The sequence below is a fragment of the Nonomuraea sp. CA-141351 genome, assembly GCF_050944675.1.
Lineage (GTDB): Bacteria > Actinomycetota > Actinomycetes > Streptosporangiales > Streptosporangiaceae > Nonomuraea.
This window is the reverse complement of record NZ_CP191982.1, coordinates 12,362,973-12,388,054: the sequence shown is the minus strand read 5'-3', so window position 1 is coordinate 12,388,054 and position 25,082 is coordinate 12,362,973. Positions and strand designations below refer to the sequence as shown.

The 25,082-nt window shown below is 71.9% G+C and carries 22 protein-coding genes; 9 read left to right on the top strand and 13 right to left on the bottom strand.

Features of this window, described 5'->3' with window-relative positions; genetic code table 11:
* The first annotated feature begins 50 nt into the window (after window positions 1–50).
* Together ACQPWU_RS58240 and ACQPWU_RS58235 are read left to right on the top strand one after the other, a co-directional pair.
* Window positions 51–467 carry a hypothetical protein gene (locus tag ACQPWU_RS58240; RefSeq protein WP_433435658.1) on the top strand — a complete coding sequence of 139 codons (417 nt, stop codon included), beginning with the start codon at window positions 51–53 and terminating at the stop codon, window positions 465–467.
* Between the two features lie 49 nt (window positions 468–516).
* Window positions 517–1,935, top strand: coding sequence for a pyridoxal phosphate-dependent decarboxylase family protein (locus ACQPWU_RS58235; protein WP_433435657.1), 1,419 nt, complete (start codon window positions 517–519; stop codon window positions 1,933–1,935).
* Here ACQPWU_RS58235 and ACQPWU_RS58230 read toward each other — a convergent pair.
* Genes ACQPWU_RS58230 through ACQPWU_RS58200 form a run of 7 tightly spaced genes read right to left on the bottom strand, consistent with a single transcriptional unit; the run spans window position 1,928 to window position 9,922 of the window.
* Window positions 1,928–3,106: an ABC transporter permease gene (locus ACQPWU_RS58230; protein WP_433435656.1), complete on the bottom strand. Its 1,179-nt coding sequence runs from the start codon at window positions 3,104–3,106 to the stop codon at window positions 1,928–1,930. The two genes, ACQPWU_RS58235 and ACQPWU_RS58230, sit on opposite strands and share 8 nt — an antisense overlap.
* A 1-nt stretch (window position 3,107) precedes the next feature.
* A complete protein-coding gene (locus tag ACQPWU_RS58225) occupies window positions 3,108–3,782 on the bottom strand; it encodes an ABC transporter ATP-binding protein (RefSeq protein WP_433435655.1) in 675 nt (224 codons plus the stop codon).
* Window positions 3,775–5,502, bottom strand: coding sequence for a peptidoglycan-binding protein (locus ACQPWU_RS58220; RefSeq protein WP_433435654.1), 1,728 nt, complete (start codon window positions 5,500–5,502; stop codon window positions 3,775–3,777). The genes ACQPWU_RS58225 and ACQPWU_RS58220 overlap by 8 nt, the downstream gene beginning before the upstream one ends.
* Entirely contained in the window at window positions 5,503–6,399 is an 897-nt protein-coding gene (locus ACQPWU_RS58215) for a hypothetical protein (protein WP_433435653.1), read from the bottom strand.
* Between the two features lie 34 nt (window positions 6,400–6,433).
* Entirely contained in the window at window positions 6,434–7,345 is a 912-nt protein-coding gene (locus ACQPWU_RS58210; protein WP_433435652.1) for a hypothetical protein, read from the bottom strand.
* A complete protein-coding gene (locus tag ACQPWU_RS58205) occupies window positions 7,342–7,662 on the bottom strand; it encodes a PadR family transcriptional regulator (RefSeq protein ID WP_360683677.1) in 321 nt (106 codons plus the stop codon). The genes ACQPWU_RS58210 and ACQPWU_RS58205 overlap by 4 nt, the downstream gene beginning before the upstream one ends.
* A gap of 43 nt (window positions 7,663–7,705) precedes the next feature.
* Window positions 7,706–9,922, bottom strand: a complete 2,217-nt coding sequence (locus tag ACQPWU_RS58200; RefSeq protein ID WP_433435651.1) for a glycoside hydrolase family 9 protein — start codon at window positions 9,920–9,922, stop codon at window positions 7,706–7,708.
* Between the two features lie 189 nt (window positions 9,923–10,111).
* Here ACQPWU_RS58200 and ACQPWU_RS58195 point away from each other — a divergent pair, with 189 nt between their 5' ends.
* Complete coding sequence (locus tag ACQPWU_RS58195) at window positions 10,112–10,294, top strand: hypothetical protein (protein ID WP_433435650.1); 183 nt, start codon at window positions 10,112–10,114, stop codon at window positions 10,292–10,294.
* Window positions 10,291–10,890, top strand: coding sequence for a GNAT family N-acetyltransferase (locus ACQPWU_RS58190; protein ID WP_433435649.1), 600 nt, complete (start codon window positions 10,291–10,293; stop codon window positions 10,888–10,890). Before ACQPWU_RS58195 ends, ACQPWU_RS58190 begins: the two co-directional genes overlap by 4 nt.
* Before the next feature lie 36 nt (window positions 10,891–10,926).
* Here ACQPWU_RS58190 and ACQPWU_RS58185 read toward each other — a convergent pair whose 3' ends face one another.
* Window positions 10,927–11,412 carry a hypothetical protein gene (locus ACQPWU_RS58185; protein WP_433435648.1) on the bottom strand — a complete coding sequence of 162 codons (486 nt, stop codon included), beginning with the start codon at window positions 11,410–11,412 and terminating at the stop codon, window positions 10,927–10,929.
* 168 nt (window positions 11,413–11,580) lie between these two features.
* Here ACQPWU_RS58185 and ACQPWU_RS58180 point away from each other — a divergent pair, with 168 nt between their 5' ends.
* The gene (locus ACQPWU_RS58180; protein WP_433435647.1) at window positions 11,581–14,814 is read left to right on the top strand and encodes an ATP-binding protein; all 3,234 of its coding nucleotides are present in this window, start codon (window positions 11,581–11,583) and stop codon (window positions 14,812–14,814) included.
* Between the two features lie 62 nt (window positions 14,815–14,876).
* The gene (locus ACQPWU_RS58175) at window positions 14,877–15,680 is read left to right on the top strand and encodes an N-acetylmuramoyl-L-alanine amidase (RefSeq protein WP_433435646.1); all 804 of its coding nucleotides are present in this window, start codon (window positions 14,877–14,879) and stop codon (window positions 15,678–15,680) included.
* Here the strand turns inward: ACQPWU_RS58175 and ACQPWU_RS58170 are convergent.
* Window positions 15,661–16,305 (bottom strand): TetR/AcrR family transcriptional regulator, encoded by a 645-nt coding sequence (locus ACQPWU_RS58170; RefSeq protein ID WP_433435645.1) that lies wholly within the window; start codon window positions 16,303–16,305, stop codon window positions 15,661–15,663. The genes ACQPWU_RS58175 and ACQPWU_RS58170 overlap by 20 nt on opposite strands.
* 99 nt (window positions 16,306–16,404) lie before the next feature.
* Between ACQPWU_RS58170 and ACQPWU_RS58165 the strand changes: the two genes are divergently transcribed.
* Entirely contained in the window at window positions 16,405–17,505 is a 1,101-nt protein-coding gene (locus tag ACQPWU_RS58165; RefSeq protein ID WP_433435644.1) for a serine hydrolase domain-containing protein, read from the top strand.
* A gap of 227 nt (window positions 17,506–17,732) precedes the next feature.
* On the opposite strand, the gene ACQPWU_RS58160 is transcribed toward ACQPWU_RS58165, so the two are convergent.
* Window positions 17,733–17,918 (bottom strand): hypothetical protein, encoded by a 186-nt coding sequence (locus ACQPWU_RS58160; RefSeq protein ID WP_345000866.1) that lies wholly within the window; start codon window positions 17,916–17,918, stop codon window positions 17,733–17,735.
* A 143-nt stretch (window positions 17,919–18,061) separates the two neighbouring features.
* On the opposite strand from ACQPWU_RS58160, the gene ACQPWU_RS58155 reads away from it, so the two are divergent.
* Both ACQPWU_RS58155 and ACQPWU_RS58150 read left to right on the top strand, forming a co-directional pair.
* A complete protein-coding gene (locus ACQPWU_RS58155; RefSeq protein ID WP_433435643.1) occupies window positions 18,062–19,030 on the top strand; it encodes an NAD(P)H-dependent flavin oxidoreductase in 969 nt (322 codons plus the stop codon).
* 157 nt (window positions 19,031–19,187) lie between these two features.
* Entirely contained in the window at window positions 19,188–20,003 is an 816-nt protein-coding gene (locus ACQPWU_RS58150) for an SAM-dependent methyltransferase (RefSeq protein WP_433435642.1), read from the top strand.
* Here the strand turns inward: ACQPWU_RS58150 and ACQPWU_RS58145 are convergent.
* The 3 genes from ACQPWU_RS58145 to ACQPWU_RS58135 all read right to left on the bottom strand — a co-directional run bounded on the left by ACQPWU_RS58145 (window position 19,993) and on the right by ACQPWU_RS58135 (window position 24,982).
* Complete coding sequence (locus ACQPWU_RS58145; protein ID WP_433435641.1) at window positions 19,993–20,565, bottom strand: hypothetical protein; 573 nt, start codon at window positions 20,563–20,565, stop codon at window positions 19,993–19,995. The two genes, ACQPWU_RS58150 and ACQPWU_RS58145, sit on opposite strands and share 11 nt — an antisense overlap.
* A 33-nt stretch (window positions 20,566–20,598) precedes the next feature.
* Entirely contained in the window at window positions 20,599–21,741 is a 1,143-nt protein-coding gene (locus ACQPWU_RS58140; protein WP_433435640.1) for an FAD-dependent monooxygenase, read from the bottom strand.
* A 67-nt stretch (window positions 21,742–21,808) separates the two neighbouring features.
* Window positions 21,809–24,982 carry a BTAD domain-containing putative transcriptional regulator gene (locus ACQPWU_RS58135; protein WP_433435639.1) on the bottom strand — a complete coding sequence of 1,058 codons (3,174 nt, stop codon included), beginning with the start codon at window positions 24,980–24,982 and terminating at the stop codon, window positions 21,809–21,811.
* Between the last annotated feature and the right edge of the window lie 100 nt (window positions 24,983–25,082).

The following is a 25,082-nucleotide window of genomic DNA, read 5'->3' as shown; positions in this document are numbered from 1 at the left end:
TGTCGCGCTTGAGCCGTTCGGCGCTCTTGTACGTCAATGGAGATGTGAAGATGTGGCGAATCGTGCTCCTGCCGGTGCTCCTTCTGGCGCTGACCGCGTCCATGGCGCCGGCGCAGGCGGCGGCCGTGCACAAGAAGAAGGTGCTGGTCGAATACAGCAGACAAGGCGGGTTCGCGGGGTTCGACGACCGCGTGATCGTCTACGACAACGGCTGTGTCCGGCTGAGCCGCCGTACCGGGCCGGCCATCGACAAGTGCCTGACCGGCAAGGAGTATCGCAGAATCCAGACGTACCTCAAGGACCTGAAGATCGGTCCGTCCGAGGCCCAGCCGGCGGGGGCGGACTTCCTCAAGTACACGCTTGTTTATGAGAAGCAGCGCGCCACTCGCTACACGCTGCCGTCCAGTTGGCAGCCGGTGGTGCGGGAGCTGGACAAGATCATGCAGAAGTACGGGGCGCCAGGCTGAGCAGCCTGCCGTTCGTGGCCTGGTACGGCCGACTCGCGAAGGAGCCCGCGTGAACCCGAAGGGAAGGACCGCCGAGGACCTGCTGGCCGAGGTGGCTCGGCTCAAGGAGCACGACTTACCGGTGCGCGGCGGTCAGGTGACCGCGTACGTCTACGACACCGGCCTGCCCGAGGTCCATGAGGCGGCGGCGCGGGCGTACTTCGAGATGCTCGAGGTGAACTGCCTCGACCCGACCGCGTTTCCCAGCGTGGTCGAGATGGAGCGGCAGGTCGTCGGCGCGGTCGCGGACCTGCTCGGCGGCGGCCACGGCATCTTCACCAGCGGCGGGACGGAGTCGATCATGCTGGCGGTCAAGGCCGCCCGCGACCACGCCCACGTGCGGAGCCCGAACCTGGTCCTCCCCGTCACCGCGCACCCCGCCTTCCACAAGGCGGCGCACTACCTCGGCGTCGAGGTCGTCGCCGTGCCCGTGGACCTGGAGACGTACAAGGTGCGGGCCTCGGACGTGGCGGCGGCGATCGACGAGAGCACGATCCTGGTCGTCGCCTCCGCCCCGTCCTACCCCCAGGGAGTGATCGACCCGATCGAGGAGGTCGCCGCCGTGGCCGCGGCGGCGGGCGTGCCGTGCCACGTGGACGCGTGCGTGGGCGGGTGGCTGCTGCCGTGGCTGCGCGAGGCGGGCGCGACGGTGCCGCCGTTCGACCTGTCCGTGCCCGGGGTCACGTCGCTCTCCTGCGACCTGCACAAGTTCGGGTACGCCCCCAAGGGCGCCTCGGTCGTGCTCTTCGCCGATCCCGCGATGCGGCGCGACGCGTACTTCGCCTCGGCCGCGTGGCCCGGTTACACGATCATCAACGCGACCGTGCAGAGTTCGAGGTCGGCCGGCCCGCTCGGAGGCGCCTGGGCGACGTTGCAGGCGCTGGGCAGGGAGGGCTACCTGGAGCTGGGCCGCGCCACGCTGGAGGCGACGATCAGGCTGCGCGAGGGGATCGCGGCGATCCCCGGGCTGCGGGTGCTCGGCGAGCCGGAGTCGTCACTGGTGGCGTTCGCCGGGGACGGGATCGACGTGTTCGTGCTGGCGGACGAGGCGCGGGCGCGGGGCTGGTTCCTGCAGCCGCAGCTCTCTTACGCGGGCATCCCGGCCAACCTGCACATCACGGTCACCGGGGTGACGCCGGCCGGGGTCGAGGCCATGCTGAAGGTGATCGCCGAGTCGGCCGAGGCCGCCCGGCAGCGGGGTCCCGTCACGCTGCCCGACGGGCTGGTCGAGCTGGTGGCCGGGATGGACCTGGCAGAGCTGGACGACGCGACGTTCGCCGAACTGGCCTCGTCCGTCGGCGTGGACCTGCGGCCGGGGGCGGGGCAGCCGGAGATGGCGATGGTCAACGCCATCCTGGACGCGCTGCCCGCGTCCAGCAGGGAGGCGGTGCTCGTACGGTTCATGTCCACCCTCTACAGCGCTACCTGAGCGCCTCCACCGGCTCCATCCTGGCCGCCCGCAGGGCCGGATAAAGTCCGGCCAGCAGGCCCACCGCGGCGCCCGCGACCGGGGCCGCGACGGCCAGCCGCAGGTCCAGGAGGGGCGTCCACTGCTTGGCGGCCGACACCGCGACGACGGTGACGATGCCCACGGCGGCGCCGATCACGCCGCCCGTGAGGCCGATCAGCGTCGACTCCAGCAGGAACTGGGCCGCGATGTGCCGCCTGGCGGCACCGAGCGAGCGGCGCAGGCCGATCTCCGGTACGCGTTCCATCACCGTGACCAGCGTGACGTTCGCGATGCCGACCGCGCCGACGACGAGCGAGACCAGGCCGAGGATCAGGAAGAGCGCGTTGACGTCGTCCTGCGCCTTGTCACGTGCCCTCGTCGGGCTGGGCGGGGCGACCACCTGCAGCATGTCGCCGTTCCCGGGGCTCAGCGCGGTGGGCGCCTGACGGGCGATCAGCTCGGCGGCGCCCAGGCTCGTGTTGACCAGCACCCTGGTGACGTCCCGCAGCCCGAACTGCCTGCCCACGGTGGGCGGCACGAGCACGGCGGTGCTCAGATTGCGCTCCCGGCGCAGGTCGCCCAGGATCCCGATGACCGTGTACGCGTGCTTGCCGATGAAGATCGCCGGTGCCCGGTCGAGCCGCGTGACGCCGAGCAGCCTGGCGGCCTGGTCGCCGATCACCGCCACCCGGTCGTGCCGCCGGATGTGGCCGATGTCGTAGAACCTGCCCCGCACCATCCTGCCGCGCGCCGCCTCCGGCAGCCCGGTGGTCGCTGCCAGCACGGTCAGCGACTGCGTGGTGACCCGTGTCGGGTCCACGATGTCGTTGGAGCGCACGGACACGTTCGCGCCGTCCTTCGACTCGGCCACCGCCGCGGCGGACTCCACGCCGCGCAGTCTGGTCAGCCGGTCGATCGCGTCCCACCCCACGAGCGGCGCGCCCGGCGATTCCGGCACCTCGACCGTGATGGCCGTGGCCACCAGCTCGTCGAAGCGGCCGACGATCTGGTTGCCCGCGGTGGCGGCCACGCCGAGCGCGACGACCAGCGTGGTGATGCCGAGCACCGTCCCGAGGGTGGTGAGCGCCGAGCGCACCGGCCTGGCGAGCATGCCGGCCACCGACTCCCCGATCAGGTCGCGCACGTGCATGTCACTCCTCCACCAGTACGCCGTCGGTGATCCGCACCCGCCGCCCGGCCCGCTCGCTGACCTCCTGCTCGTGCGTGATGACCACGATCGTCAGACCCTGCCGCCGCAGCTCGTCGAACAGGTCCAGCACCGCCTGCGTGTTGCGGCTGTCGAGGTTGCCCGTGGGCTCGTCGCACAGCAGCAGCGACGGCTCGCCCATGAGGGCCCTGGCGATGGCCGTACGCTGGCGCTCGCCCCCGGACAGCCGGTCGGGCAGGAACCCCGTCCGGTGGCCGAGGCCGACTCGCTCCAGCGCCGCCAGGGCCCGCTCCCGCCTGCCCCCACGTCCCCGCTTCCGGTAGATCTCGGCGAGCATGACGTTCTCCACCACGCTGCGGTGGGAGAGCAGGTGGAAGGCCTGGAAGACGAAGCCGATCCGGTCGCCGCGCAACCTGGTCCTGGCCCCGTCGCGCAAGGTCGTGGTCTCCGTGCCGTCCAGCCGGTAGCTGCCCGAGCCGGGCCGGTCGAGCAGGCCCAGCACGTTCAGGAGTGTGGACTTGCCGGAGCCCGACGGGCCCACGATGGCCAGGTAGTCGCCCCTGCCGACCCGGAGCGTGACGCCGTCGAGCGCCCGGACCGGGGGTTGCGCGGGAAACTCCCTGCAGACGTCCACCAGCGAGATCACCGGCTCAGGCACCGCTGACCACCACCCGGTCGCCCTCCTTGAGTGCGCCGGTGACCTCGACGTTCCCGTCGGCGGTCAGGCCCGTACGCACCTCGACCTCCCTGGTCTTGTCGGCGGCGTACTCGACCTGCACCCGCGCCTTCCCGTCCGCAGCCGTGATCACGGCGGCCACGGGCACGACGAGCACCGGCTTCTCGGTCGCCCCCACCGTCACGCGGGCCGTCACCGCGGTGCCCGTCTTGAGCCCCTTCGTCGAGGCAGGCGTGAGCAGGACCGGCTGCGCCCCGTTCGCGGGCTCCTCGGCGCCGGGCACCTTGGCCTGGTCACCGACGGCGGTGAGCGCCGCCTTGTACGTCTTGCCGCTGTCGAGCTCGATGCTCGCTTCCATGCCCGTGCGCAGCAGGTCCGCCTCCGTCGCCTCGACCGACCCGGTCACCATGAACGTCGAGCCGGTCACCGTGGCGATCTCGTTCTGGACCTGCTGCCCCGCCTTCACGGAGACCTTCTCCACCCGTGCCGGCAGTTTCGGCAGGAACACCACCTCGCCGGGCGGGATGGAGGTCCCGTACGTACGCGCGAACTCGGCCAGCATCCCCTTGGCCGCGGCCACGTCCTTCCTGGCGCCGGCCACCTTGAGCCTGGTGGGGGAGAGCTGCCTGGCCTGGCGCAGCGCCTGCTCGGCCGTGGCCTTGGCCTCCTTCGCCGTGCGCACGGCCCTGCGCAGCTCTTCGAGCCGCTTGTCCCTGGCCTGCCGCGCCTCCTCCGAGGCCCGGTCGCGCGCCTCCCGCGCCGCCGCCAGGTCCGCTCTCGCGTTCTCGACCCGCATCTCCAGCAGGCTCGTGTCAGTGGAGGCGGTGGGCTGCGGCGTGGCGGTGGCCCCCGAGGTGGCCCCCGAGGCCGGCGGGGTCGGCGGGTTCCTGGCCGCGGCGAGTTCCTGCTCTGCCTGCGCGAGCTTCTCCTCCGCCGCGCGCACGGCCGCGTCCGCCGCCGCCAGCCTGGTCTCGTCCTCGGGCGTCGTCTCCTGCGACTCGGCCTCCTTCAGCGCCCGCTCGGCCGACTTCAGGTCCGCCTTGGCGTTGGTCAGCTTGATCTTGAGAGGCAGGACGTCACGCCCCTGGTCGAGGGTCTGCTGCTCGGTCGCCAGGGTCTCCTGGGCGGTCTGTACGGCCTTGCGCAACGTGTCGTACTGCTGCCGGTCGACGAGCGTGGGCTGCTGGGCCTCGTACCCCTTCTTCGCGTACATCCGGGTGACCGCCGAGATCGTGCCCCGGTCGAACACGCCCGTGACGGGGGCGCCGTGCCCCAGCCGGCGCAGTGCCCGCTGGAGCTGCAGGACGTCGTCCCCCTTGGTGCCAGGGGCGATCGTGCGGTGCATCGGCACGGACCCGCGCAGCGCGAACACCGGGCGGCCGTTGACCTCCATCAGCACCGCGCCCTCCTTGAGCCTGCCCCGGCGCGGGGCCCGGGTGGCGCGCTGCAGCTCGGACGTGCCACCGACCACCCCGGCCAGGCTGATCGGCAGCGGCGAGCCGTACTCCAGCGTGCCGCTGACCACGACGGTGCTGACGAGCTTGCGGCGCTCGACGGCGGCGGTGATCAGCGACGCTCTGGGCGCGGCCCGGCGGGCCGCCTCGTCGGCGGGGGAGCGTAACCGGGTGCTCACCGCCCACCCCGCCCCGGCGACGAGCACGACACCGGCGAAGACGCCGGCGAGGAGTCTGCGTGGTCTCATTCACATGCCGTACTGCTCGTTGACCCGCTCCCTGATCTCCGACTCCTTCGGGAGGTAGGCGGGGTAGAACTCCTTGCCGCAGTCCACGTCGTCGAGGGCCGCCTTGATCTCCTTGGCCAGGTACGGCCTGGCCTCCTCGGGGGTAAGCGTCGGCGCGTAGATCATCGGTGCCTCGTCCTGCTTCTGCGGAGGCGCGACGTCGGGCACGTCGTCCATCTGCGCCCTCCCCAGCTTGTCCTCTTGGGCGCGGAACTCGTTCCCGCCACGCTCCGCCATGGCCATCGGCGTCGCGTCCGCGATCGCGTAGCCCCTGCCCTTCAGGCACGTGGCCATGGCGGCGGCCAGCTCCACGAGCTTCGGGTCGCTGTTGACCGTGGTCCTGACCGCCCGATTCGACGCCTTGGCCGCCTGCATGAAATAGCTCGTGCCCTGCTTCAGGTTCAGGCCGAGCAGCTGGTTGGCCGTCGTGATCTCGCAGGTCTCACTCGCTTTCCGGTACGCCTGGTTCTGCGCCTTGGAGAGCGAGGACTGGATCTTCCAGTTGGGGTCGACTTCGCCGGGGTTGTCGGGCTTGACCTGCGGGTTTCCCATCTCCTTGGGGTAGACGTACATGGCGAAAACCCCGAACCCGTATTTTTCGCGATATTTCCGCATCGCCTGGTAATCGCCCGCTGCGCGGCGGCGCCCCTCTTCGGTCCCCTGCGGCTCCGGATGGACGTAGGGGATGTACTTGAAGCCCTTCTGCTTCATGCAGTCGGCCTTGGCCGCTTCGAGTTGTTGCTTCTTGCTCTTGGCCGCCGCGCTGGGCGAGGGCGTGGCGGCGGTCTCCGCGGCGCCCCCGCAACCGCAGAGGACGGCCAAGGCCAGCAACGCAGTAGGCAGCGTCTTCCTCGTCATGGCGAGCGACCATACTCTGTTTAACGAAGTATGGTCAATCCAGACAGTGCCGCCGCTGCCGGAGGGGGGCGAACGCGCACGCCGTGGTCAGCAGTGCCAGCACGCCCCAGTAGGCCACGTGCTGCCTGGTCAGGAACTCGGCGTGCATGGTCAGCTCGACGGACGTCACCAGCAGATAGATGCCCGACGCGAGCGCCCACCGGTGGTCGCGTGCCAGATAGCAGGCCGCCGCGGCCAGCCCGAACGCCGCCGCCTCCACCGCCAGCCTGCTCAGGCTGAGCGGGAACATCGTGTCCTCCCCCATCCACTGGGGACCCGCCCACGCGGCGGCCACGGCCGCCGCGAACCACCACCATGACCGGACCCGCGGCGCCTCCCGCCTTCTGGACGCGAGCACCAGCAGCCCGAGCAGCACCACCGCGTACCTCGAGGCCACGGCGAAGGGGTTGCTGTCCGCGAACAGGGAGCGGTCGGCGAGGAACGACGGGTCCACCGGCAGCAGCGTCAGCTCGAACACCTGCCATCCGCCCGCGACCGCGACCGCCTTCACTCCGGTGACCAGGGAGAGCGACAACGCCGCCGGCACCCGGCCGCGCAGGATGGCCAGCAGTGCGAGCGCCGACAGCAGCGTCCACAGCGGCATAGCGCCCATGTAGGGGAGTAGTGCGGCCAGGTTCGCCGCCGCCACCGCCGTGACGCCCAGGTGCAGGCCGTCCGCCCACGCGCTGCCCGTCGCCTGGTGGGCGATGCGGCTGCGCACACCGCCCGTCAGCAGGCCCCACGCCTCCCTGAGCACAGGGACCGTCCTGCCGGGGTCGGCCGACTCCAGCAGGAGGTCCAGCAGCTCGTCGCCGTGCGCCGCGCGGTACTTCCTCGGGTACGCGAGCAGCAGTCTGCGGTAGCGACGTTCGAGGGCGGTCACGGGCTGGGGCGCGGTGGTGGTCATGTGCTGGGGCGCAGCACGAGCTGGGCGGCCTCGTGCATGCGCCTGGCCTCGGCCTCGACCAGCGCCTGGCCCTCGTCGGTGATCCGGAAGTAGCGCCGGTTGCGGCCGTTGACCATCTCCTCCCTGTCCACGGTGATCACGCCCCGCTCGTTCAGGCGTTCCAGGATGCCGTAGAGGGTGCCGACCGACGGCTGGACCCGGCCGCCGGACAGCTCCTTGATCGACTTGCTTATCGCGTGGCCGTGCAGCGGGCCGGCGCGTAGGGCGGTGAGCACGAAGTACATCGGCTCGCTGACTTCAGAGGTTCCCCTGGGCATGCGCCGACAGTATTCCGTTGAACGAAGCGTCCGCAACGCCGGGTCATCGGGATCGCCTGCCCTTGTCCGCCAGGAACGCGGAGACCCAGGCCAGCGGGGAGTTCCAGTTGATGGTCAGCTCGTTCGTCGCCCACGACTCGATGTCGTCGATGTAGCAGAACTGCGGCTTGCAGCCCTTGAGCAGCCGCTGCGCGAGCGGGTCCTGGATACCGGAGTTGGGGCCGCCGGCCAGCGTGCCGCGCGGCGGGTTGGGCAGCGCGGGGTCGAGCTGGTGGGCGTACCAGCGGCTGTGCTGGTTGTGCGAGGCCACCTCGCCGTAGCCGGTCACGTACGACTGGTTGAGCGCGTTGCGGCCGAGGAGGTAGTCCATGCCCTCGCGCACGGCCGCCCGGTACTTCTCGCGCCCGGTCAGGTCGTAGGCCGTGGCCAGGACGACCATGTTGTTGAGCACCAGGTTGTTCGAGCCCCAGTCGAAGTCCGGCGGGTTGTACGGCAGCCCGTACGGGTGCGCCCGCTGGATCGCGAGGTACTTCTCCGCTCCCTCGACCACGGACTGCCGCACCCGCGCCCGGTCGGGGATGACGTTGGGCACGGTCGCCAGATCGAGGCGGCCGAGCTGGGCGGTGTTGCCCCAGTCGAAGCCCCTGTCGCGCCAGATGTCGCCGGTGTGGTGCGGCGAGGCCAGCAGGAAGTCCTTGAACTCCTTCCCGCCCGTCGTGATGAACAGCTCCGCCGCCGCCCAGTAGAACTCGTCGCTCACGTCGCCGTCGCTGTAGGTGCCGCCGCCGATGCCGTCGTTCGGGTCGGCGTACTTCGCCGGGTTGGCCTTGGCAGCCGCCCACGCCCTGCGGGCCGCCTTGAGGTTCCTGGCGGCGAACGCCGGGTCGTACCGGGCGAACAGCCTGGCGGCCTGCGCCGCCGTCGCCGCCAGGTTGAGGGTGGCGGCCGTCGATGGCGGGTGCAGCTCGCGCGGCTGCGGGTCCAGGTGGGGCAGCAGCGGCAGGCCCGTCCAGTTCTGGTCGTGGATCTTGTGATGGACCATCCCCGCGAGCGGCTTGCCCTCCGGCACCTGCATGCTCAGCAGGAACTCCATCTCCCAGCGGGCCTCGTCCAGGATGTCCGGCCGGCCGTTGCCGCTCTCCGGGATGTTCAGCTGGCCGTCCTTGAAGGCCTCCTTGTTCCGTTCGTACGCGGCCATGAGCTGGTAGACCGAGATGCCGCCGTTGACGACGTACTTACCGTGATCGCCGGCGTCATACCAGCCGCCCTTGACGTCGAGCGAGTAGTCGCAGACGCCGGCCTGGCACGGGACGCTCACGTCACCCTGGTTCGGCGCCACGCCGGCATGCCCGGCGGGCCTGCCGTAGCCGGGCCGAAGGCTGTCCAGGATCTCGATGCCGCTGCGCTGGGTGTAGTAGAACTTCAGCGCGTCCGCGGGCAGCTGGTCGTAGATGTCGGCGGCGATGTCGAACGGCCTGCTCGTCTCGCCGTCGGCCGTCAGCGTGTAGCCCCTGCCCGATTTGAGGTAGTAGCTGAAGTCGAGCGTGTGCACGTTCTGGCCGGAGCTGGTGTCCACGCCTCTGGGGGTGGTCCTGCCCTTGGCGACCGTCTGCTTGGCGGCGTTCTTGAGCTCCCAGTCGAGGGCCGTGGTCGCGGCGGTGACCACGGTGGCCTTCTTGGGGCCCTGGGGGAGGTAGCCGACCATGTTCACGCGGACGCGGGGTCCCGTGTCCGGCTCGTACGTCTCCGGCTCCGCGCCGCCCTTGAGAGACACGTCGTCCATGCAGAACCTCCACGGCTCGGCGCTGCCGCCCAGTTGGAAGGCGACCTGGGCGTCGGGCAGCGACACGGGGGCGGTGAACGTGTAGGAGTAGTCGTTGCCCGAGACGCTCAGCTCGGGGTTGGCCGACAGGTACTGCGTCCACGGGTCCACGGGGAGCTGGATCAGCGCCTTGCCGACCTTGGCGGGGCTCGCCGAGGCGCTGAACCGGTACGCGTACGTCTCGCCCGCCACCAGCGGGATGTCGTTCTGGCCGATGATGACGTCCCAGGGGTTGGCGGTGCCGCCGGGGATGTCGGCGCAGAGGCGGCCGCCGTCGACCGCGAGGGTGAGGTTGCCGGTGCTCCACCAGGGGGCGGTGCCGGCGTCGAAAGTGCCGTTGACGATCTGCTCGGGTCCCTCGTCCGCCTGCGCCGTCGTGGCGGGGGACAGGGCGACCATGGTAAGGAGGGCCAGTATGGCGGCCCGGCTTCGGGTCATGGAGGTCCTTCGGGGGGTGGGAGCGCTCCCAAAAACTTGGAGCGATCTGATCCTCCAGTCCTGCCGCCGCCTCGTCAACGGCCCGCGCACATCGATCCCGGGACGTTGTGAAACTTTCCGCCGGGCTTTCAAGCGCACGATGCAATGCCGATAAATGGCCCTTTAGTGCTCGCCGCGCTGGTGCCGGCCGTGATGGTGGACAACTTCGCGGCGTTGCTGGGCGTGCCCGAGGGCGATCCGCTGACGTGGATCCTGCCCGCGGTGATCGGGGTGGTGTGGGCGCTCATACTGCGGGCCGGGCGTCCCGCCGTCTACTCTCGAGTGGGAAATGGGCGCCAAAGCGGCGATCCGGGATGGGGCGTGACACGATGACAGAATCCTGGACGATGCGGCCGGTCATCCGCCGCGCGACGGCCGACGACGCGGGGCAGGTGGCGGAGCTCATCGCGACCGCGTTCTCCGGGCTGAGGTCGGTGCACTACCTCGTGCCCGTACGCAGGGATCGCCACCGGGTGATGACCGCCAACATCCGGATCCTCGTCGACCACGCGGTCGAGCACGGCGAGATCCACCTCATCGACGACGGGCCCGCGGTCGCGGTCTGGTTCCCCGGCACCGCGCCGCTGCCCGAGCCGCCCGACTACGACCGCCGGCTGGTCGCGGCCACGGGCCCGTGGATCGAGCGCTTCCGGGCGCTCGACGCGCTGCTCGCGGCGAACCATCCCGCGGAGCCGTACCACTACCTGGCCTTCCTGGCGGTCCACCCGGGCCGCCAGGGCCAGGGGCTCGGCTCGGCGCTGCTGCGTCACCACCACGCCCGGCTGGGCGGCGTGCCCGCGTACCTGGAGGCCAGCGACCCGCGCAACCGCGACCTGTACGCGCGCCACGGCTACCAGGCGCGTGAGCCGTTCGCGCTGCCGGACGGGACCCTGTACTGGCCGATGTTGCGGCCCGCGGACGGGAACTAGCCCCGCCGCGCGACGCGGCGGGGCCTTCGTGGCGGCCTACTGGCGGGTCTGCCGGAGGGTGACCGTGTACGTGTACGCCGTCTCGTCGGTCCCCTGGATGATGGTCGTGTCGTCGGCGTGCTGGCCGGCGGAGAGACCCTCGCAGGTGGACTGGTACGCCGTCGCCCAGCCCAGGTGGTCGCCGTCGGAGACGATGGGCGGGGTGACCTCGCGCAGGTCGAAAGACTCGTTCCCGCTGCCCACGACGAGGAGCGTGGTCGGGTTGCCGAAGGCGGCGGCGTACGCGGTGTCACCGCTCTTCATGGCGTGGTACTTGTCGCCGAACTTCGGGAACAGGTTGCCGTCCACCTCGAAGCGGAGCTCGTCCTGCCCGTCCTTCTCCGCCACGTTGTTGGCCACGATCTTGAAGAGGTCGACGCGGCACGACGCGGCCGTGGCGTGCGCGGGCGTCGCGGCCAGCACCGCCGGTGCGGCGAGGCCGGTTGCCAGCGCGAGCCCGGCGATCAGCTTGTGAGAGCGCATGTTGTCTCCTTGATGTCGGTACGCCTCGCGGCCCTCGCGAGACGTGGCATCAGGCTGGGCCGGGCATCGTGAGCGCATCGTTAAAGCCCAGGTCAGTAGCGCACGGCACGCTCCATCCGCGCCTTTTTGCACAGTGCGGCGGCAGGTTCGCGCCTACCTTCTGCGTCCATGGGAGACTCGCTGACCCTGCTCATGCTGGGCACGCCGGACATGGCCGTCGGCGGAGCGCCCGTGGGCATCCGCTCCGCCAAGACCCGGGCGCTGCTCTGCTACCTGGCCGTCGCGCCGGGCCCGCGCCCGCGCGCCGAGCTGGCCGCGCTGCTGTGGGGCGAGCGTCCCGACGCCAACGCGCGGGGCAGCCTACGGCTCTCGCTGTCGGAGCTGCGCAAGGAGGTGGGCGGCTGGCTGGACATCACCCGCGACCACGTGGGCTTCCGCGCCGACCACGCCTGCTTCGTGGACCACCGTCGTCTCACCCAGGCGCCGACGGTGGCGGAGGCGCTGAGGCTGTGGCGCGGCGACTTCCTGGACGGCGTCTCGTTCGGCGACGCCCCGGCCTTCGCCGACTGGCTGGAGTCGGAGCGCCGGCGGGTGCGGCTGCTGCTGCGGGGACTGCTCGTCCGCTCGGACGCCTCCCCCTCCGACGACGTGGTACGGCTGGCGCGCATCGTGGCCCGCCTCGACCCGTACGACGAGGAGGCGCATCGGCTGCTGATGAGGGCACTGGCCGGGGCGGGCAACCGGGCGGCGGCGCTGACCTGCTACGAAGAGCTGCGCCGGCGGCTGTCCGCCGAGCTGGGCGTCGAACCCGCACCGGAGACCCTGGAGGTCAGGCGGCAGCTCGCGCCCAGGGCGTCGCACGCCCCGCGAGCGGCCCTGCCCGTGCCGGGCACGGAGCTGATCGGCAGGCAGGACGACGTCCGGCGCCTGCGCGCGCTGATGGCCCGCGAGCGCCTGGTCACCCTGCTCGGACCGGGCGGCATCGGCAAGACCCGCCTCGCCATCGCCGCCGCGTCGGGAGACGAGGGAAACCCGGGGACGCGTCCGGGCCGTTGGGATGGCGAGGGGGCGCGTCCGGGCCGTCGGCGGGATGTCGCGTTCGTCTCCTTCGCGGGCGTGCGGCCCGAGGCGGCCGTCACCACGCTGGCCCGCCGCCTCGGCGTGGACCTCTCGCCGCCGCGCCCCGCCACGGACCTCCTCCTCGCCGCCCTGGCCCGCCGCTCGACCCTCCTCGTGCTCGACAACCTCGACCACCTCCCGGCTCTCGACCCGGTCATCGGCGAGATCCTCCGCACAGCCCCGCAGGTGCGGGTGCTGGCGACGAGCAGGCGCCGCCTGGACCTGCCCGGCCAGGCGATCGTCCGGGTGGAGGGGCTGCCGGGACCGGCCGCCGAGGAGCTGTTCACCGCCAGGGCGCTCAGGGCGCAACCGTCGTTCGACGCGGACCGCGAGGCCGCCCAGGTGGCCGCGATCTGCGCCGTCACCGGCGGGATGCCGCTGGCCGTCGAGCTGGCGGCCGGCCTGCTGCGCGCCATACCCTGCGCGGAGCTGGCCCAGCGCCTGGGCGCGGACGCCGGCGGCCTGCTCTCCGCCGCGGGACCCGCTGCCAGGCCCCGGCACGCCGGCATGCGTACGGTTTTCGAGACCTCCTGGCGCCTGCTGGACCCGGCCGGCCAGTCGGCGCTGGCCGCGCTGTCGGTGTTCGGAGGCGGGTGCACGTTGCGCTCGGCCCTGGAGGTGGCCGAAACCACCCCGCAGGTGCTGGTCCGCCTGGTGGACCACAGCATGATCAGCCTCACCCCGTCCGGCCGGTACGCCCTCCACCCGCTCATCCAGCAGTTCGCCGCTGCCCATCTGCGGGAGGACCCTCTCGCTCACCGGTCAGTACGCGAGCGGCACGCGGCCCACTTCGCCGGGCTGCTCGAGCACCACGCACCGGCCCTGCACGACGCGTCGGACACGGAGGTGACCCGCGTGCTCGGGGCGGAGATGGACAACATCCGGCTGGCCTGGGCCGCGTCGGGCGAGCCGCGGTTCCTCGACCGGTACTGGACGCTGTGCCTGCGGCTACGCCTCTACGAGGAGTCGGCGGCCATCGTCCGGCGCCATCTCGCCCGTACACCGCAGGCTCCGCACCTGCGTGCCCGCGGGCTGCGGATGGCGGGGGTGAGCGCGTACCAGCTCGCCAGGGTGGCGGAGGCCGCGTGCCTGGCCAGGACCGCGCTCGACGCTCTGGGCGAGCCGCTTCCCGTGTCGGCGGCCGGCCTCGCCGCCGCCACGCTGACCGCCGCCGCGCGGCAGGCCGTACACCGCGTTCTGCCCTTCGGCCGTGTGGACGCCGCCGGGCCGGAGGCCGCGCAGGCGCTCGCGTTGCTGGCCAGGCTCGCCTACCACCAGCACGATCTGCCCACGATGCTGGCCGCCTCGCTCCGCCAGCTCAACGCCGCCGAACGGGCCACCGACCCGGCGTTGCGGGCCGAGGCGTACGCGAACTTCGCCGCGATCGTCCGCATAGCCGGCCGCCACCGCCTCGCGCGCCGCTACGGCACGCTCTCCGACGAGGCCCTGGCCGAGATTCGGCATCCCACGGACGCCGCGAACCGCGCCAGGCTGTCCCGGGGGCTCGATCAGCTCCATTCGGGCGCCTTCGAGAGCGCCCGGCAGTCCTTCGCCGAGGGCCGGGCCAGGACCCTGGACCCGCGGATGGCCGAGAACTGCGCGGGCATGCTCGCGGAGACCGCGCTCTGGCAGGGGGACTTCGCGGCGGCGGCAGCCCTGTTCGCCGAGACGGAGGAGCTGGCGGCCGGCCGGGTGGGCGGAGACGACATCGGCCGCCACTGGTGCCTGACGGGCCGTGCCGAGGCGCTGCTGCGGATGGACGGGGTGGCTCCCGAGCGGATCGTGGAGGTGCTGGCGGCCGCCCGCGCGTCGACGGAGCGCCGCCGCACGCACGAGAAGGAGCTCGGCCTGCGGGACGGGCCGGTCATGCGGGCCATCCAGGAGATGCGCCTCATCACGGCGGCCGCGCGGCTGGACCTCCGCGCCCCGGAGAACCCCAGCCTGGCCGGCGCGCTCGACCGGGCGCTCGCGCTGGCCCGGCGGCTGCCGCCGGCGCAGCCCGGGATGCTGGAGTGCTGGACAGGACTGGCGGAGCTGCTCTGGACGCTCGACCCGCGGCCGGACCGCGCGACCACGCGGCTGCTCCACGCCCATCTGCGCGCGTACCTGGCGCGCCACCCCGGTGCCGCGGCCCGCATCGGCTGGGCCGGCGCCCTCGTGCTGGCCGCGGGGGGCAGGGAGAAGGCGGCGAGGAAGGCGGCGGCGCGGGCCATGGCCGACGCGGAACGCCTGGCCACACCGTACGACCACCACCGGGCCGAGCTGCTAGCCCGTACGTTGTGAAGCGAAAGCGCAGGTCAGACGGGTATTGGGTTTGCCGGGCGGCACCGGGTACGGTCGGGACCATGCACGCGTACCGGACCGGATTCGTGACACTCGCCACGGTGGCCGCGCTGTCCGCCGCGTGCGGCGGCGCCGCGCCCGCCGCGCCCGCCGCTCAGAAGACGGCGCCGCCCGCGTCGCCGTCCCGGAGCCGGTCGCCCGCCGGGCAGGCGCTGGCAGGCAAGACCGTCGTGATCGACCCCGGCCACAACGGCGGGAACGCCGCGCACCCCAAGGAGATCAACCGCCAGGTCGACGTCATCACCGGCAGGAAGCCGTGCAACACGACCGGCACCGAGACCGACGCCGGATACCCGGAGCACGCCTTCACCTGGGACGTCGCCAGGAGGCTCAAGCCGATCCTGGAGAAGATGGGCGCCAAGGTCGTGTTCACCAGGCCCGACGACAAGGGCGTCGGTCCGTGCGTCACCGAGCGGGCCGCCATCGGCAACGAGGCCAGGGCGGACGCGGTCCTGTCGATCCACGGCGACGGCGCCGCCCCGGGCGGGCACGGCTTCCACGTGATCCTGCCGGGGCTGGTCGCGGGGCACAACGACGCCATCGTCAAGCCCTCCCGCCGGCTCGGGGTGGCGATCAGGAACGCCTACCACTCCGGCACGGGGCTCCCGTACTCCACCTACACCGCCGTGGACGGGCTGCAGACCCGCACCGACCTGGGCGGGCTCAACCTCTCCACGCGCCCTGCGGTGTTCATCGAGTGCGGCAACATGCGCAACCGCGGGGACGCCGCCAAGATGTCCGACCCCGCCTTCCGCGAGCGCATGGCCCGATACCTGGCCGGCGGGCTCAGGAAGTTCCTGAGCTAGCGGCCCCGTACGCGCGCAGGAACGCCGCGACGGCGGCCTCGGAGAGCCGCTCCAGGTCGGCTTCCGTGTAGTGGTCGCCGCCTCCCCAGAACATGACCTTGTTCACCGGTATCCACAGCAGCAGCCCCACGAAGTGCTCGGCGGCCAGTTGGGGGTCGTCCAGGCGGAGCAGCCCGCGCTCCGCCAGACGTTCGAAGGCGGTGGCCATGGTCCTCAGCGAGCGCTCGAAGCCCTGCTGGTACCAGGTGCGGCCGAGGTCGGGAAAGCGGTCGGCCTCCGCGATCACCAGCCGCCGCAGGCGGAGCAGGTCCGGCCGCATGAGCGCGCCGAGGAACTGGCGGGCCAGCTCGCCCAGGTCCTTCTCCAGGTCGTCGCTGTCGTCGAGGGCCGCCGTGATCAGCTTGGCCAGTCCGTCCACCCCAGCCGTCGTGTCGAGGATGATGCTGGTGAACAGCTGCTCCTTGTCGGTGAAGTGCTTGTAGACGGTCTGCTTCGAGACCGCCGCCAGCGCGGCCACCTCGTCCATGCTCGCGCCCACATAGCCGTTGCGCAGGAAGACGGGCCGCGCCGCGTCCATGATCTGCCTGCGCTTGCGTGCCGTGCGGCCGTCCTCTTCCACTGCCATGACCACTCCTCCGCGCTTCGACGACATCAGAGTACTAGACAGTTCCGTACCGATGTGAGTACTGTACCGTCTAGTTCCCCAAGTGACCAAGGACATTCCATGAATGATCTCCAGAAGCAGGTGCAGGAAGCCGCCGACAGGCTCGTCGAGTCAGGCGAGGAGCGCGGGCTCCAGGTCGCGGTCTATCGCGACGGCGTCCAGATCGTGGACGTGGTGGCGGGGGTGGCCGACCCCGAGACCGGGCGGCCTGTCACGTCCGAGACGCCCTTCTACAACTTCTCGATCGGCAAGGGCGCCACCGCCACCGTCGCCCATGTGCTGGCCGGGCGGGGGTTGTTCGGCTACGACACGCCGGTGGCAGAGCTGTGGCCGGAGTTCGGCCGGCACGGCAAGCAGGGCGTGACCGTACGTCACGTGCTGTCGCACACGGCGGGCGTCCCCGGCGTACCGCTCGACACGACGCCCGAGGACGTCTGCGACTGGGGCAAGATGGTCGCCGCGCTGGAGGACGCCGAGCTGTGGTGGGAGCCGGGCACGAAGGTGGGCTACCACGCGTACACGTTCGGGTTCCTGGTCGGCGAGATCGTCCGCCGGGTCACCGGCAAGCCCATCTCCCAGGTGCTGCTCGAGGACGTGGCGGGGCCGCTGGGCGTGGGCGACGAGCTCTACTTCGGGATGCCGGAGAAGGAGCAGGCCCGGCTGGCCAGGCTGGAGGACGCGCCGGTGGACATGTCGGCGTGGGGGGAGATGCCGGCGGACCTGCCGATGTTCAAGGCGGGGCCGATGTCGCTGATGCCGACCGCCGAGCTGGGCAACCGGCCCGACTACCTGTCCGCCGACATCCCCGCGGGCGGCAAGACCTCGGCCAGGGCCATCGCGCGCGTGTACGCGGCGCTGCTCGGCGAGGTGGACGGGACGCGGCTGATCTCGCCCGAACGGCTGCGCGAGGTGACGGCGGTGGCTTCCAGCGGGGTCGACGAGGTGTTCGGCATGCCTTCGGCGTGGGGGCTCGGGTACGGCATCGGCGGCCCCGACTCGACGGCCGAGGCGAGCCCGACGGTCTTCGGGGTGCCGGGCGCGGGAGGCAGCGCGGCCTGGGCCGACACGGCGACCGGCACGGCGTTCGCGCTCACGAAGAACCGGCTCACCAACGACTTCGCGGCGGTCTCCCAGATCGGCGCCATCGTCAAAGGCGCCTGACGCGCTCCCACCCCTCCTTGCAAGGGCCCGTCGCCAATCCCACGGGCCACGGCGGCACCATCGCGCCCTCCCCTTCAAGGGACGGCCACCGCCCATGTGGCCGATCCCTTTCTTCCCCAAGGGACGGTCACCACTGACTGCGGTAACGCCGGTTCGGCGGGAAGCGGAGCGGCCCGTTCCCCAAAAGGGCGGCCACCACCGACCGCCGTCTCATTGAGGCCGGCTGGTCAGCCGTCACGGCACAGTGGTTTGCCGCCGACCACGCAGGCGATGTCGTCGAGCTGGCAGCTCAGCAAGGTGCCGTCCATGCCGAGCACGAGCACGAGATCGCGCCTGGACGGATGAGCCAGCATGACCCTGCCGACCACGCCATTATCCAAGATCACGGTCGGGCGGCCTGCCGCGTTGTCCATGCCCTCGTGACTCCTCTCAGCTGCGGAACGGAATCCGTTCCCCACCAGGATGCACAGGTGTGTGCCATGAGCGCATCGGCCATCCGGCTCTAATTCCGGTCCTGAGGTCGGAAAGCCGTGGAAGACTGACTCCAGCAGGCGTTATGGAGGTAGTGATCTTGCGCACCTGGCTTACTGACCGGTTCGGTTTGAGGGTCCCCTTGGTGGGCGCGCCGATGGCGGGAGTGGGCGCGGGCCGGCTGGCCGCCGCGATCTCCGGGGCCGGGGCGCTGGGCGTGATCGGGGCCGCCTCCGCCGCCACGGGGGAGTGGATCACGAAGGAGGCCGCCGTCGCGGGCGGCGGGCCGTACGGGGTCGGGCTCATGGCCTGGGCGCTGCCCGGCAACCCGGCCCAGCTCGACGCCGTGCTCGAGCTCCGGCCGGCGATGGTCTCCGTGAGCTTCGGACCGTACGCGCGCTATGTCGAGGAGCTCCGGCAGGCGGGCATCACGGTCGTCACCCAGGCGGGCACCACCGACGAGGCCCGCGCCGCCGAGCAGGCCGGGGTTGACGCGGTGGTGGCGCGCGGTGCCGAGGCCGGCGGGCACGGGCGCGACGAGGTGGGCACCTTGCCGCTGCTGCAGAGCGTCCTCGACGCGGTGAGGGTCCCGGTGATGGCGGCGGGCGGCATCGTGACGGCGCGCGGGCTCGCCGCCGTGCTGGCCGCCGGCGCTGCCGGGGCGTGGGTGGGCACGGCCTTCATGGGATGTGTGGAGACCTCCCTTTCCGCGGAGGCCGGCGATCGGGTGCTGGCCGCTGAGGAGACGGGCACCGCGTACGGCCGGGTCTTCGACATCGCCCAGCGCCTCGGGTGGCCGCCGGAGTACGGCGGGCGGGCGTTGCGTAACGCGTTCTTCGACCGCTGGGCAGGGCGGGAGGACGAGCTGGCCACTGACGACGCCGCCCAGGCCCTGCTGGAGGCGGCGCGGCGAGAGGGCGACTTCGACACCGCCTACATTTACGCGGGGCAGGGCGTGGGGATGGTGCGCGAGCGGCGTACGGCGGCTGACGTGGTGGCCGGCTTCGCCGCCGCCGAGCGACTCCTGACCCGCTTCACGGCTCCTGACGCCTGACGGCGGCCGCGGTCGCGCACGGAGCGCGCAATAACGAGAACGTGTTCTGTTTCGCCTGCCATTCCCGTTGAAGGGACTTCGCCGACCTCGGCCTTCCGCGCGGAAGCGCCGAGTAGTATGGCGTTCGAGTCGTACGCGCCTAAGGAGACGGCCCCCCGTGACCGAGCTAGAACGCGTTCCGCACGGCGTGGACCCGACTGTTCCCAGCTCCGCCCGGGTGTACGACTATCTGCTCGGCGGCAAGGACCACGTCGCGGTCGATCGGGCGGTGGCCGAGAAGCTCCTCGCGGTCGCACCGGACACGCGCCAGGTGGCCAGGGCGAACCGCAGATTCCAGGTCGAAGTCGTCCGCCATCTGGCAGAGCAGGGCGTGCGGCAGTTCATCGATCTGGGCACCGGCATCCCGACCTCGCCCAGCATCCACGAGACCGCCCGCTCGGTGAGTCCCGCCTGCCGGGTGATCTACGTGGACCACGACCCGGTGGTGCGGCTGCACGCCCAGGTGCGGCTCGCCGACTCGGCCGGCGTCGCCAGCGTCCAGGCCGACCTGCGCCGCCCCGCCGACGTGCTGTCCGACCCCAACGTCACCGGCCTGATCGACTTCGACCAGCCGGTGTGCGTGCTGATGGTCGGCGTGCTGCACTACGTGATGGACGAGGAGGATCCCGCCGGCATCGTGGCCGCGTTCAGGCAGCGCATGGCGCCGGGCAGCCATCTCGTGATCTCCCACGCGATGTCGGAGAGCGACCCTCAGGTGATCGCCCAGCTCACGATGGCGACGGCCGACACCCCTGCGCAGGCGAGGTTCAGGACCCGGGAGGAGGTGCTGCGGTTGTTCGACGGGTTCGAGCTGATCGGGCCCGGCCTGGTGCCGGTCCACGACTGGCACGTCGGCGAGGAGCCCCACATCCCCCTCCTGAACGGCATGCCGCAACTCCGCGTCGACGGTGGGGTCGGCCGGCTCAGAGCTTGATGCCGTTGATGATCTTCGCCAGCTCGGGTACGAGGGGCCGGCTGGCCATCACGGTGACGACGACTCCCTCGCGCTCGACCCAGCCCGCGTACCGGCCGTCGCCCAGCGCGCCGTCGCCCTCCTGGGTGAGCACCTGACGGCCGCCGATCTTCACGGTCCTGGTGTCTCCGGAGAACGTCCCCATGTCGAACGGCCCGTTCTTGAGCTGCGCCAGCTCGCTCGCCTTCGGCCAGCACACCACCCTGACCCACAGCGACCGCTGCTTGGGGTCCGCGTTGGGGCGGTCATCCCCCCACTGGTAGCCGTACTCGGTGATGCCATGGTGCTTGTTGACGACGACCCCGCCGTACGTGAAGCCCTTCGGGATGTGGTTGACGCGGACTCCCTTGATGGCGGCGGCGCCCCTGGGCGGCTGGTCGACCTTGGTGTCGGACGACCGCTTCACCTCCGCCTTGGTCGGCATGGGGCAGGCGGGGCGCTCCGCGGCCTGGGCCGGGAGCGCCATCAGAGCCGCGGCGACGGGCAGTGCGGACAGCACGGCGAGCTTCTGAATCTTGTTCATGTCGGAGTTGGATGCGACCGGCGTGAGAAAAGTTCAGTAGCTCTTGAGCGCGATATCGGTCGCGAACTTGTCGGTCAGCTTCATCATCAGACCGAGCAGGAAGCTGTACTTGAACATCCAGTTCCGCATCCGGAGCCTGGCCGGAGTGCCGGGGGCGAGGAAGGGGCCCGCGTTGCCGTTCTTGGCGATCTTGGCGTATCCGCGCATCTGCGCCTCGTACTGCGCGAAGGCCACCTGGTGATCGCCGGCGGCCGCGGCCAGCTCGCCCGCGAGCACGTACGCGCCGACCATGGCCAGGCCCGTGCCGAAGCCGCCCAGGGTGTTGCCGTACGCGGAGTCGCCCAGCAGCACCACGCGGCCCTGGCTGTAGCGGTCGATCGTGACCTTGCTGATGGAGTCGAGGTAGACGTCCTGGGAGCGGCGCACCTCCTCCATGACCGCCGGGACCTTCCAGCCCATGCCCGCGTACGCGCGGGCCAGGATGTCCTTCTGCTGCCGCATGTCGTACCGGTCGTAGTCGAGACGCTCGGAGGCGAAGACGAAGAACGCGGGCGCCTTCGGCCCGCCGACGGTGGCCATCCTGCCGGGCTCGTTGTACATCCTCGGCACCTCGCCGAAGGCCGCCGGGACGTCGACCAGGGCGTAGTAGTGGCCGAGGAACTCGACGTGGTCGGCCTCCGGGCCGAAGGCGAGGCGGCGCACGTTGGAGTGGATGCCGTCCGCCCCCACGACCAGGTCGAACGTGCGGGGGGCCGAGCGCTCGAAAGTGACGTGGACGCCGCTGGGGGTCTCGGTCAGAGAGGTGATCGAGTCGCCGAAGACGTACTCGCAGTCGGGGGCGGTCCTCTCGTACAGGAGTCTCGACAGGTCCCCACGCCTGATCTCGATGTCGCCGCCGATGAACTCGCCGGGGATGACCGCCAGGCCGTGGCCGTTCGCGTCGATGATCTCCTGGTCGGCGCCGCCGGTCTGGAGCGCCTTGACGTCTTCGAGTATCCCCATGCGGGTCAGGACGGTGAGGTGGGTCTCGCCCTTGAAGTCGACGGCCTGCCCGCCCAGGCGGAGGGCCGGGGCCCTCTCGACGACGGTGACGTTGAAGCCGTAGCGGGTGAGCCAGTGTGCGAGGGCGGGGCCGCCGATGCTGGCGCCGGAGATGAGGACGTTGGTGTTCTTCATGTCCGTCAGCTTCTCGACCGCTGCTGACAGCGGGGCGACCACCGGCTGACAGCCGCGATGGGCTCTGTCAGCGGCCGGGGCCTGTGGTCGCGGTCAGAGTGGCGAACGCGTCGTCCCTGCTCATCGACGCGCCCTTGGAGAACGCCGCCGCGAACCCTTCGGGCCCGAGGACCTCCGTGGCGGCGGCGGCGATCCTGGCGACGTCCCGATCCCCGGCGACGGCCATGCCGCGCAGCGCCACCCCCACGCCGAGCAGCAACGCCGCCCGCTCCGCCGAACCTCCGCCCTCCGTCGTCGCGCCGACCGGAAGGAACTGGCCCGCCAGGCCTTCCGCGGCGTCGGCGAGGTCGATGGTCAGCGGCGACTTCAGCGCCACGGCCAGGGCCTCCGCGTGCCTGCGCGCCGCCTCGGCGGCGTCGCCGGTCGCCTCGGCCAGGCGGCCGAGCGCCGTCCGTACGTGCGACCTGGCCCCGTGGGCCCTGAACCGGTCGATCTCGGAGGCAGCGAGCGCGGCTTCCAGATGGCGGGACGCCTCCGCCAGGTCGCCCTCGAAGCGGGCGATCTCGCCCAGCCGCAGACGCACCCACGCCATCAGCTCGGGGCGCCCGAGCCGGCGGGCCAGCTCCCCGGCCCGCTCGCAGTCGGCGCGGGCGGCCAGGGCGTCGCCGGCCCGCCAGTGCGCCTCGGCGCGCCGGTTCAGCACGTCCACCAGCTCCTCCAACGCCCCCAGCTCTTCCAGCAGGCGGACCGCGTCCTCCCACAGCCCCATGGCGCGTCCCCACTCACCGCGCCAGCTCGCGATCAATCCGAGCCAGTCGAGCCCCTGCGTCTTCCCCCAGCGCTCGCCCAAGGCGCCGAACTCCGCGACCATCGACTCCAGTTCCCGCTCCGCGCCCGCGACACCGCCACCCAGCAGCACCATCAACGCGCCGCTGAGCCTTTCGAGCGCCCTGCTCCAGGGATCCGACCCGAACACGTGCCCGGCCACCGGCTCCCCGGGCTCGGGCGGCCCCGCGAGCATCCCCCACAGGGCCGGGCCGAATCGGCACCGCATCGGCCCGCCGAGCGACTCGAGGACCGCCCGGGCCTGCTTCCAGTGCGGCGACCCGGAGCCGGGTACGGCGTGCAGCACCACCAGCGCGTACTCCTCCGCCGGCTCGGGCCCTATCACGTCGAGGAGGCGCACGGCATGTGGGGTCGCCTGCCCCCGCCGCCCGCTCAGCCACCAGTACATGGCCAGCGCCGCCACGAGCCGCGCCGCCGTCGGCCTGTCGTGCTCCACGCTCCACCGCAGCGCCGCCTGCAGGTTCGCGTTGTCAGCCGAGAGCAGGGCCAGCCACTGGAGCTGCTCGGCGCTGTAGAGGTGGTCGTCGGCGCGGCGGGCGAACTCCAGGAACCAGGCGGCGTGGGCCGCCCTCAGCCGTTCCTCCTCGCCCGCCTCCGCCAGCCGCTCCGCGCAGAACAGGCGGATGGTGTCGAGCATGTGGTAGCGCTCGCCGTCGGTCTCGACCAGCGACTTGTCCACCAGGTCGGCCAGTAGGTCGGCGCTGTCCGCGCCGCAGACCCGTTCCACCGCCTCCAGGCTCGCGCCTCCGGCGAACACGGAGAACCTCCTGGCCAGCTCCTGCTCCTCCGCGTCGAGGAGGCTCCAGCTCCACTCCACGACCGCGTACAGCGTCTGGTGGCGAGTCGGGCCGGTACGGTCGCCGCGCGACAGAAGCCTGAACCTGTCGTGCTCGGCCAGCCGGGTGGCGATCTCCTCCACCCCGAACGTACGCATCCGGGCGGCCGCCAGCTCGATGGCCAGCGGCAGGCAGTCCAGCGCCGCGCAGATCCGCAGGACGGCGTCCCGGTTGCCGGGCCCGACCGCGAACTCCTGCCGCACGGCCGCCGCCCGCTGGGCGAACAGCCTGACGGCCGGGTCGGTGGGCAGGGGCGCCAGCGGGACCAGGTGCTCGCCGGTGATGCCCAGCGGCTCCCTGCTCGTGGCCATGATCGCCAGGCCGGGAGAAGCGGCGAGGAGGCGGCGGGCCAGCGCGGCGACCTCGGAGAGCACGTGCTCGCAGTTGTCCAGGACGAGGAGGAGGTCCTGCTCGGCCAGCGCCGCCACCAGGCGTTCGGCGGGGTCGGGGAGCCCACGCAGCGCCGACTCGCGCAGTCCGAGCGCCGCCAGCACGGTGCCCGCCACCTGCCCGGGCCCCTCTACGAGGGACAAGTCCACGAAGCACGCCTCCCTGGCGCGATGGGCTTCAGACTCGTCGCCACCGGCCCTCCCGGTGCGCAGCGCATCACGGTCGGGCCGGGAGGCGGGTCGGGGTGCCGCACCGGGCAGGGGCGCCGGGTGAAGGCCACGGGTGGCGGCTTCGATGGCCAGGCGGGTCTTGCCGATGCCGCCGGGGCCGACGAGCGTCAACAGGCGGGCGCCGCGCAGAGCGGCCAGCCGCGCGAGCTCCTCCTCCCGCCCGACGATCTGGCTCAGCTGGGCCGGCGGCGCGACCCGCCGGACCTGGTGCCGGTCGGCGCGCAGGATCGCCAGGTGCAGGGCCGCCAGCTCGGGCGAGGGGTCGGTGCCGAGCTCGTCGGCGAGCAGGCGGCGCGTCTCGTCGAAGACCGCGAGCGCCTCGGACGGCCGCCCCGCCGCCTCCAGCGCGCGCATCAGCAGCCCGCGCGGCCGCTCGCGCAACGGGTGTGCGGCCACCAGGTCCTGCAGCGCGGCCACCGGGCTGCCCTCGGGCAGGCCCAGCTCGGCCTCCATCAGGTCCTCCATGGCGGACAGCCTGAGCTCCTCCAGCCGGAGCGCCTGCGGACCCGCGAACGGCGCGTCGGCCACGTCCGCGAGCGCCGGTCCCCGCCACAGCTCGAGAGCCTCCCTGAGCGAGGACGCGGCTCCGGGGAAACGACCGGCCGCCAGCATCTTCCGCCCTTCGCGAGACAGCCGCTCGAAACGGTGCGCGTCCACGTCATCCGGCGAGACCACCAGCCGGTACCCCGCCCCGTGGAACTCGATCAGGCCGGCAGGCAGGCTCCGCCTGAGCCGGGAGATCTGCGCCTGGATGGCGTTGGCGGCCTCCGCGGGCGGCCGGTCGCCGTACTGGCCGTCGATGAGCCGCTCGACGCTCACCATCCGCCCGGCGTCGAGCAGCAGCAGCGCGAGCAGGGCACGCGGGCGCGGACCGCCGATCGCCAGGGGGTCGCCGTCGGTGGAGCGCACCAGGAGCGGGCCCAGGATGCCGAATCGCACGTCCCCGATTGTCCCTCAACTGAGCAGTCAAAACGGAATTATCGGTATACCTACCGATGCGTATACGTATTTCCCAGTCGGGAGTGACCGTTTAGCGTCG

Coding starts and splice junctions, on each gene's coding strand:
- ACQPWU_RS58165 (WP_433435644.1), top strand. CDS start 16,405: ATGAATGATCTCCAGAAGCAGGTGCAGGAAGCCGCCGACAGGCTCGTC.
- ACQPWU_RS58200 (WP_433435651.1), bottom strand. CDS start 9,922: ATGACCCGAAGCCGGGCCGCCATACTGGCCCTCCTTACCATGGTCGCC.
- ACQPWU_RS58190 (WP_433435649.1), top strand. CDS start 10,291: ATGACAGAATCCTGGACGATGCGGCCGGTCATCCGCCGCGCGACGGCC.
- ACQPWU_RS58205 (WP_360683677.1), bottom strand. CDS start 7,662: ATGCCCAGGGGAACCTCTGAAGTCAGCGAGCCGATGTACTTCGTGCTC.
- ACQPWU_RS58185 (WP_433435648.1), bottom strand. CDS start 11,412: ATGCGCTCTCACAAGCTGATCGCCGGGCTCGCGCTGGCAACCGGCCTC.
- ACQPWU_RS58145 (WP_433435641.1), bottom strand. CDS start 20,565: ATGAACAAGATTCAGAAGCTCGCCGTGCTGTCCGCACTGCCCGTCGCC.
- ACQPWU_RS58240 (WP_433435658.1), top strand. CDS start 51: ATGTGGCGAATCGTGCTCCTGCCGGTGCTCCTTCTGGCGCTGACCGCG.
- ACQPWU_RS58230 (WP_433435656.1), bottom strand. CDS start 3,106: ATGCACGTGCGCGACCTGATCGGGGAGTCGGTGGCCGGCATGCTCGCC.
- ACQPWU_RS58175 (WP_433435646.1), top strand. CDS start 14,877: ATGCACGCGTACCGGACCGGATTCGTGACACTCGCCACGGTGGCCGCG.
- ACQPWU_RS58140 (WP_433435640.1), bottom strand. CDS start 21,741: ATGAAGAACACCAACGTCCTCATCTCCGGCGCCAGCATCGGCGGCCCC.
- ACQPWU_RS58180 (WP_433435647.1), top strand. CDS start 11,581: ATGGGAGACTCGCTGACCCTGCTCATGCTGGGCACGCCGGACATGGCC.
- ACQPWU_RS58210 (WP_433435652.1), bottom strand. CDS start 7,345: ATGACCACCACCGCGCCCCAGCCCGTGACCGCCCTCGAACGTCGCTAC.
- ACQPWU_RS58215 (WP_433435653.1), bottom strand. CDS start 6,399: ATGACGAGGAAGACGCTGCCTACTGCGTTGCTGGCCTTGGCCGTCCTC.
- ACQPWU_RS58160 (WP_345000866.1), bottom strand. CDS start 17,918: ATGGACAACGCGGCAGGCCGCCCGACCGTGATCTTGGATAATGGCGTG.
- ACQPWU_RS58220 (WP_433435654.1), bottom strand. CDS start 5,502: ATGAGACCACGCAGACTCCTCGCCGGCGTCTTCGCCGGTGTCGTGCTC.
- ACQPWU_RS58170 (WP_433435645.1), bottom strand. CDS start 16,305: ATGGCAGTGGAAGAGGACGGCCGCACGGCACGCAAGCGCAGGCAGATC.
- ACQPWU_RS58155 (WP_433435643.1), top strand. CDS start 18,062: ATGGAGGTAGTGATCTTGCGCACCTGGCTTACTGACCGGTTCGGTTTG.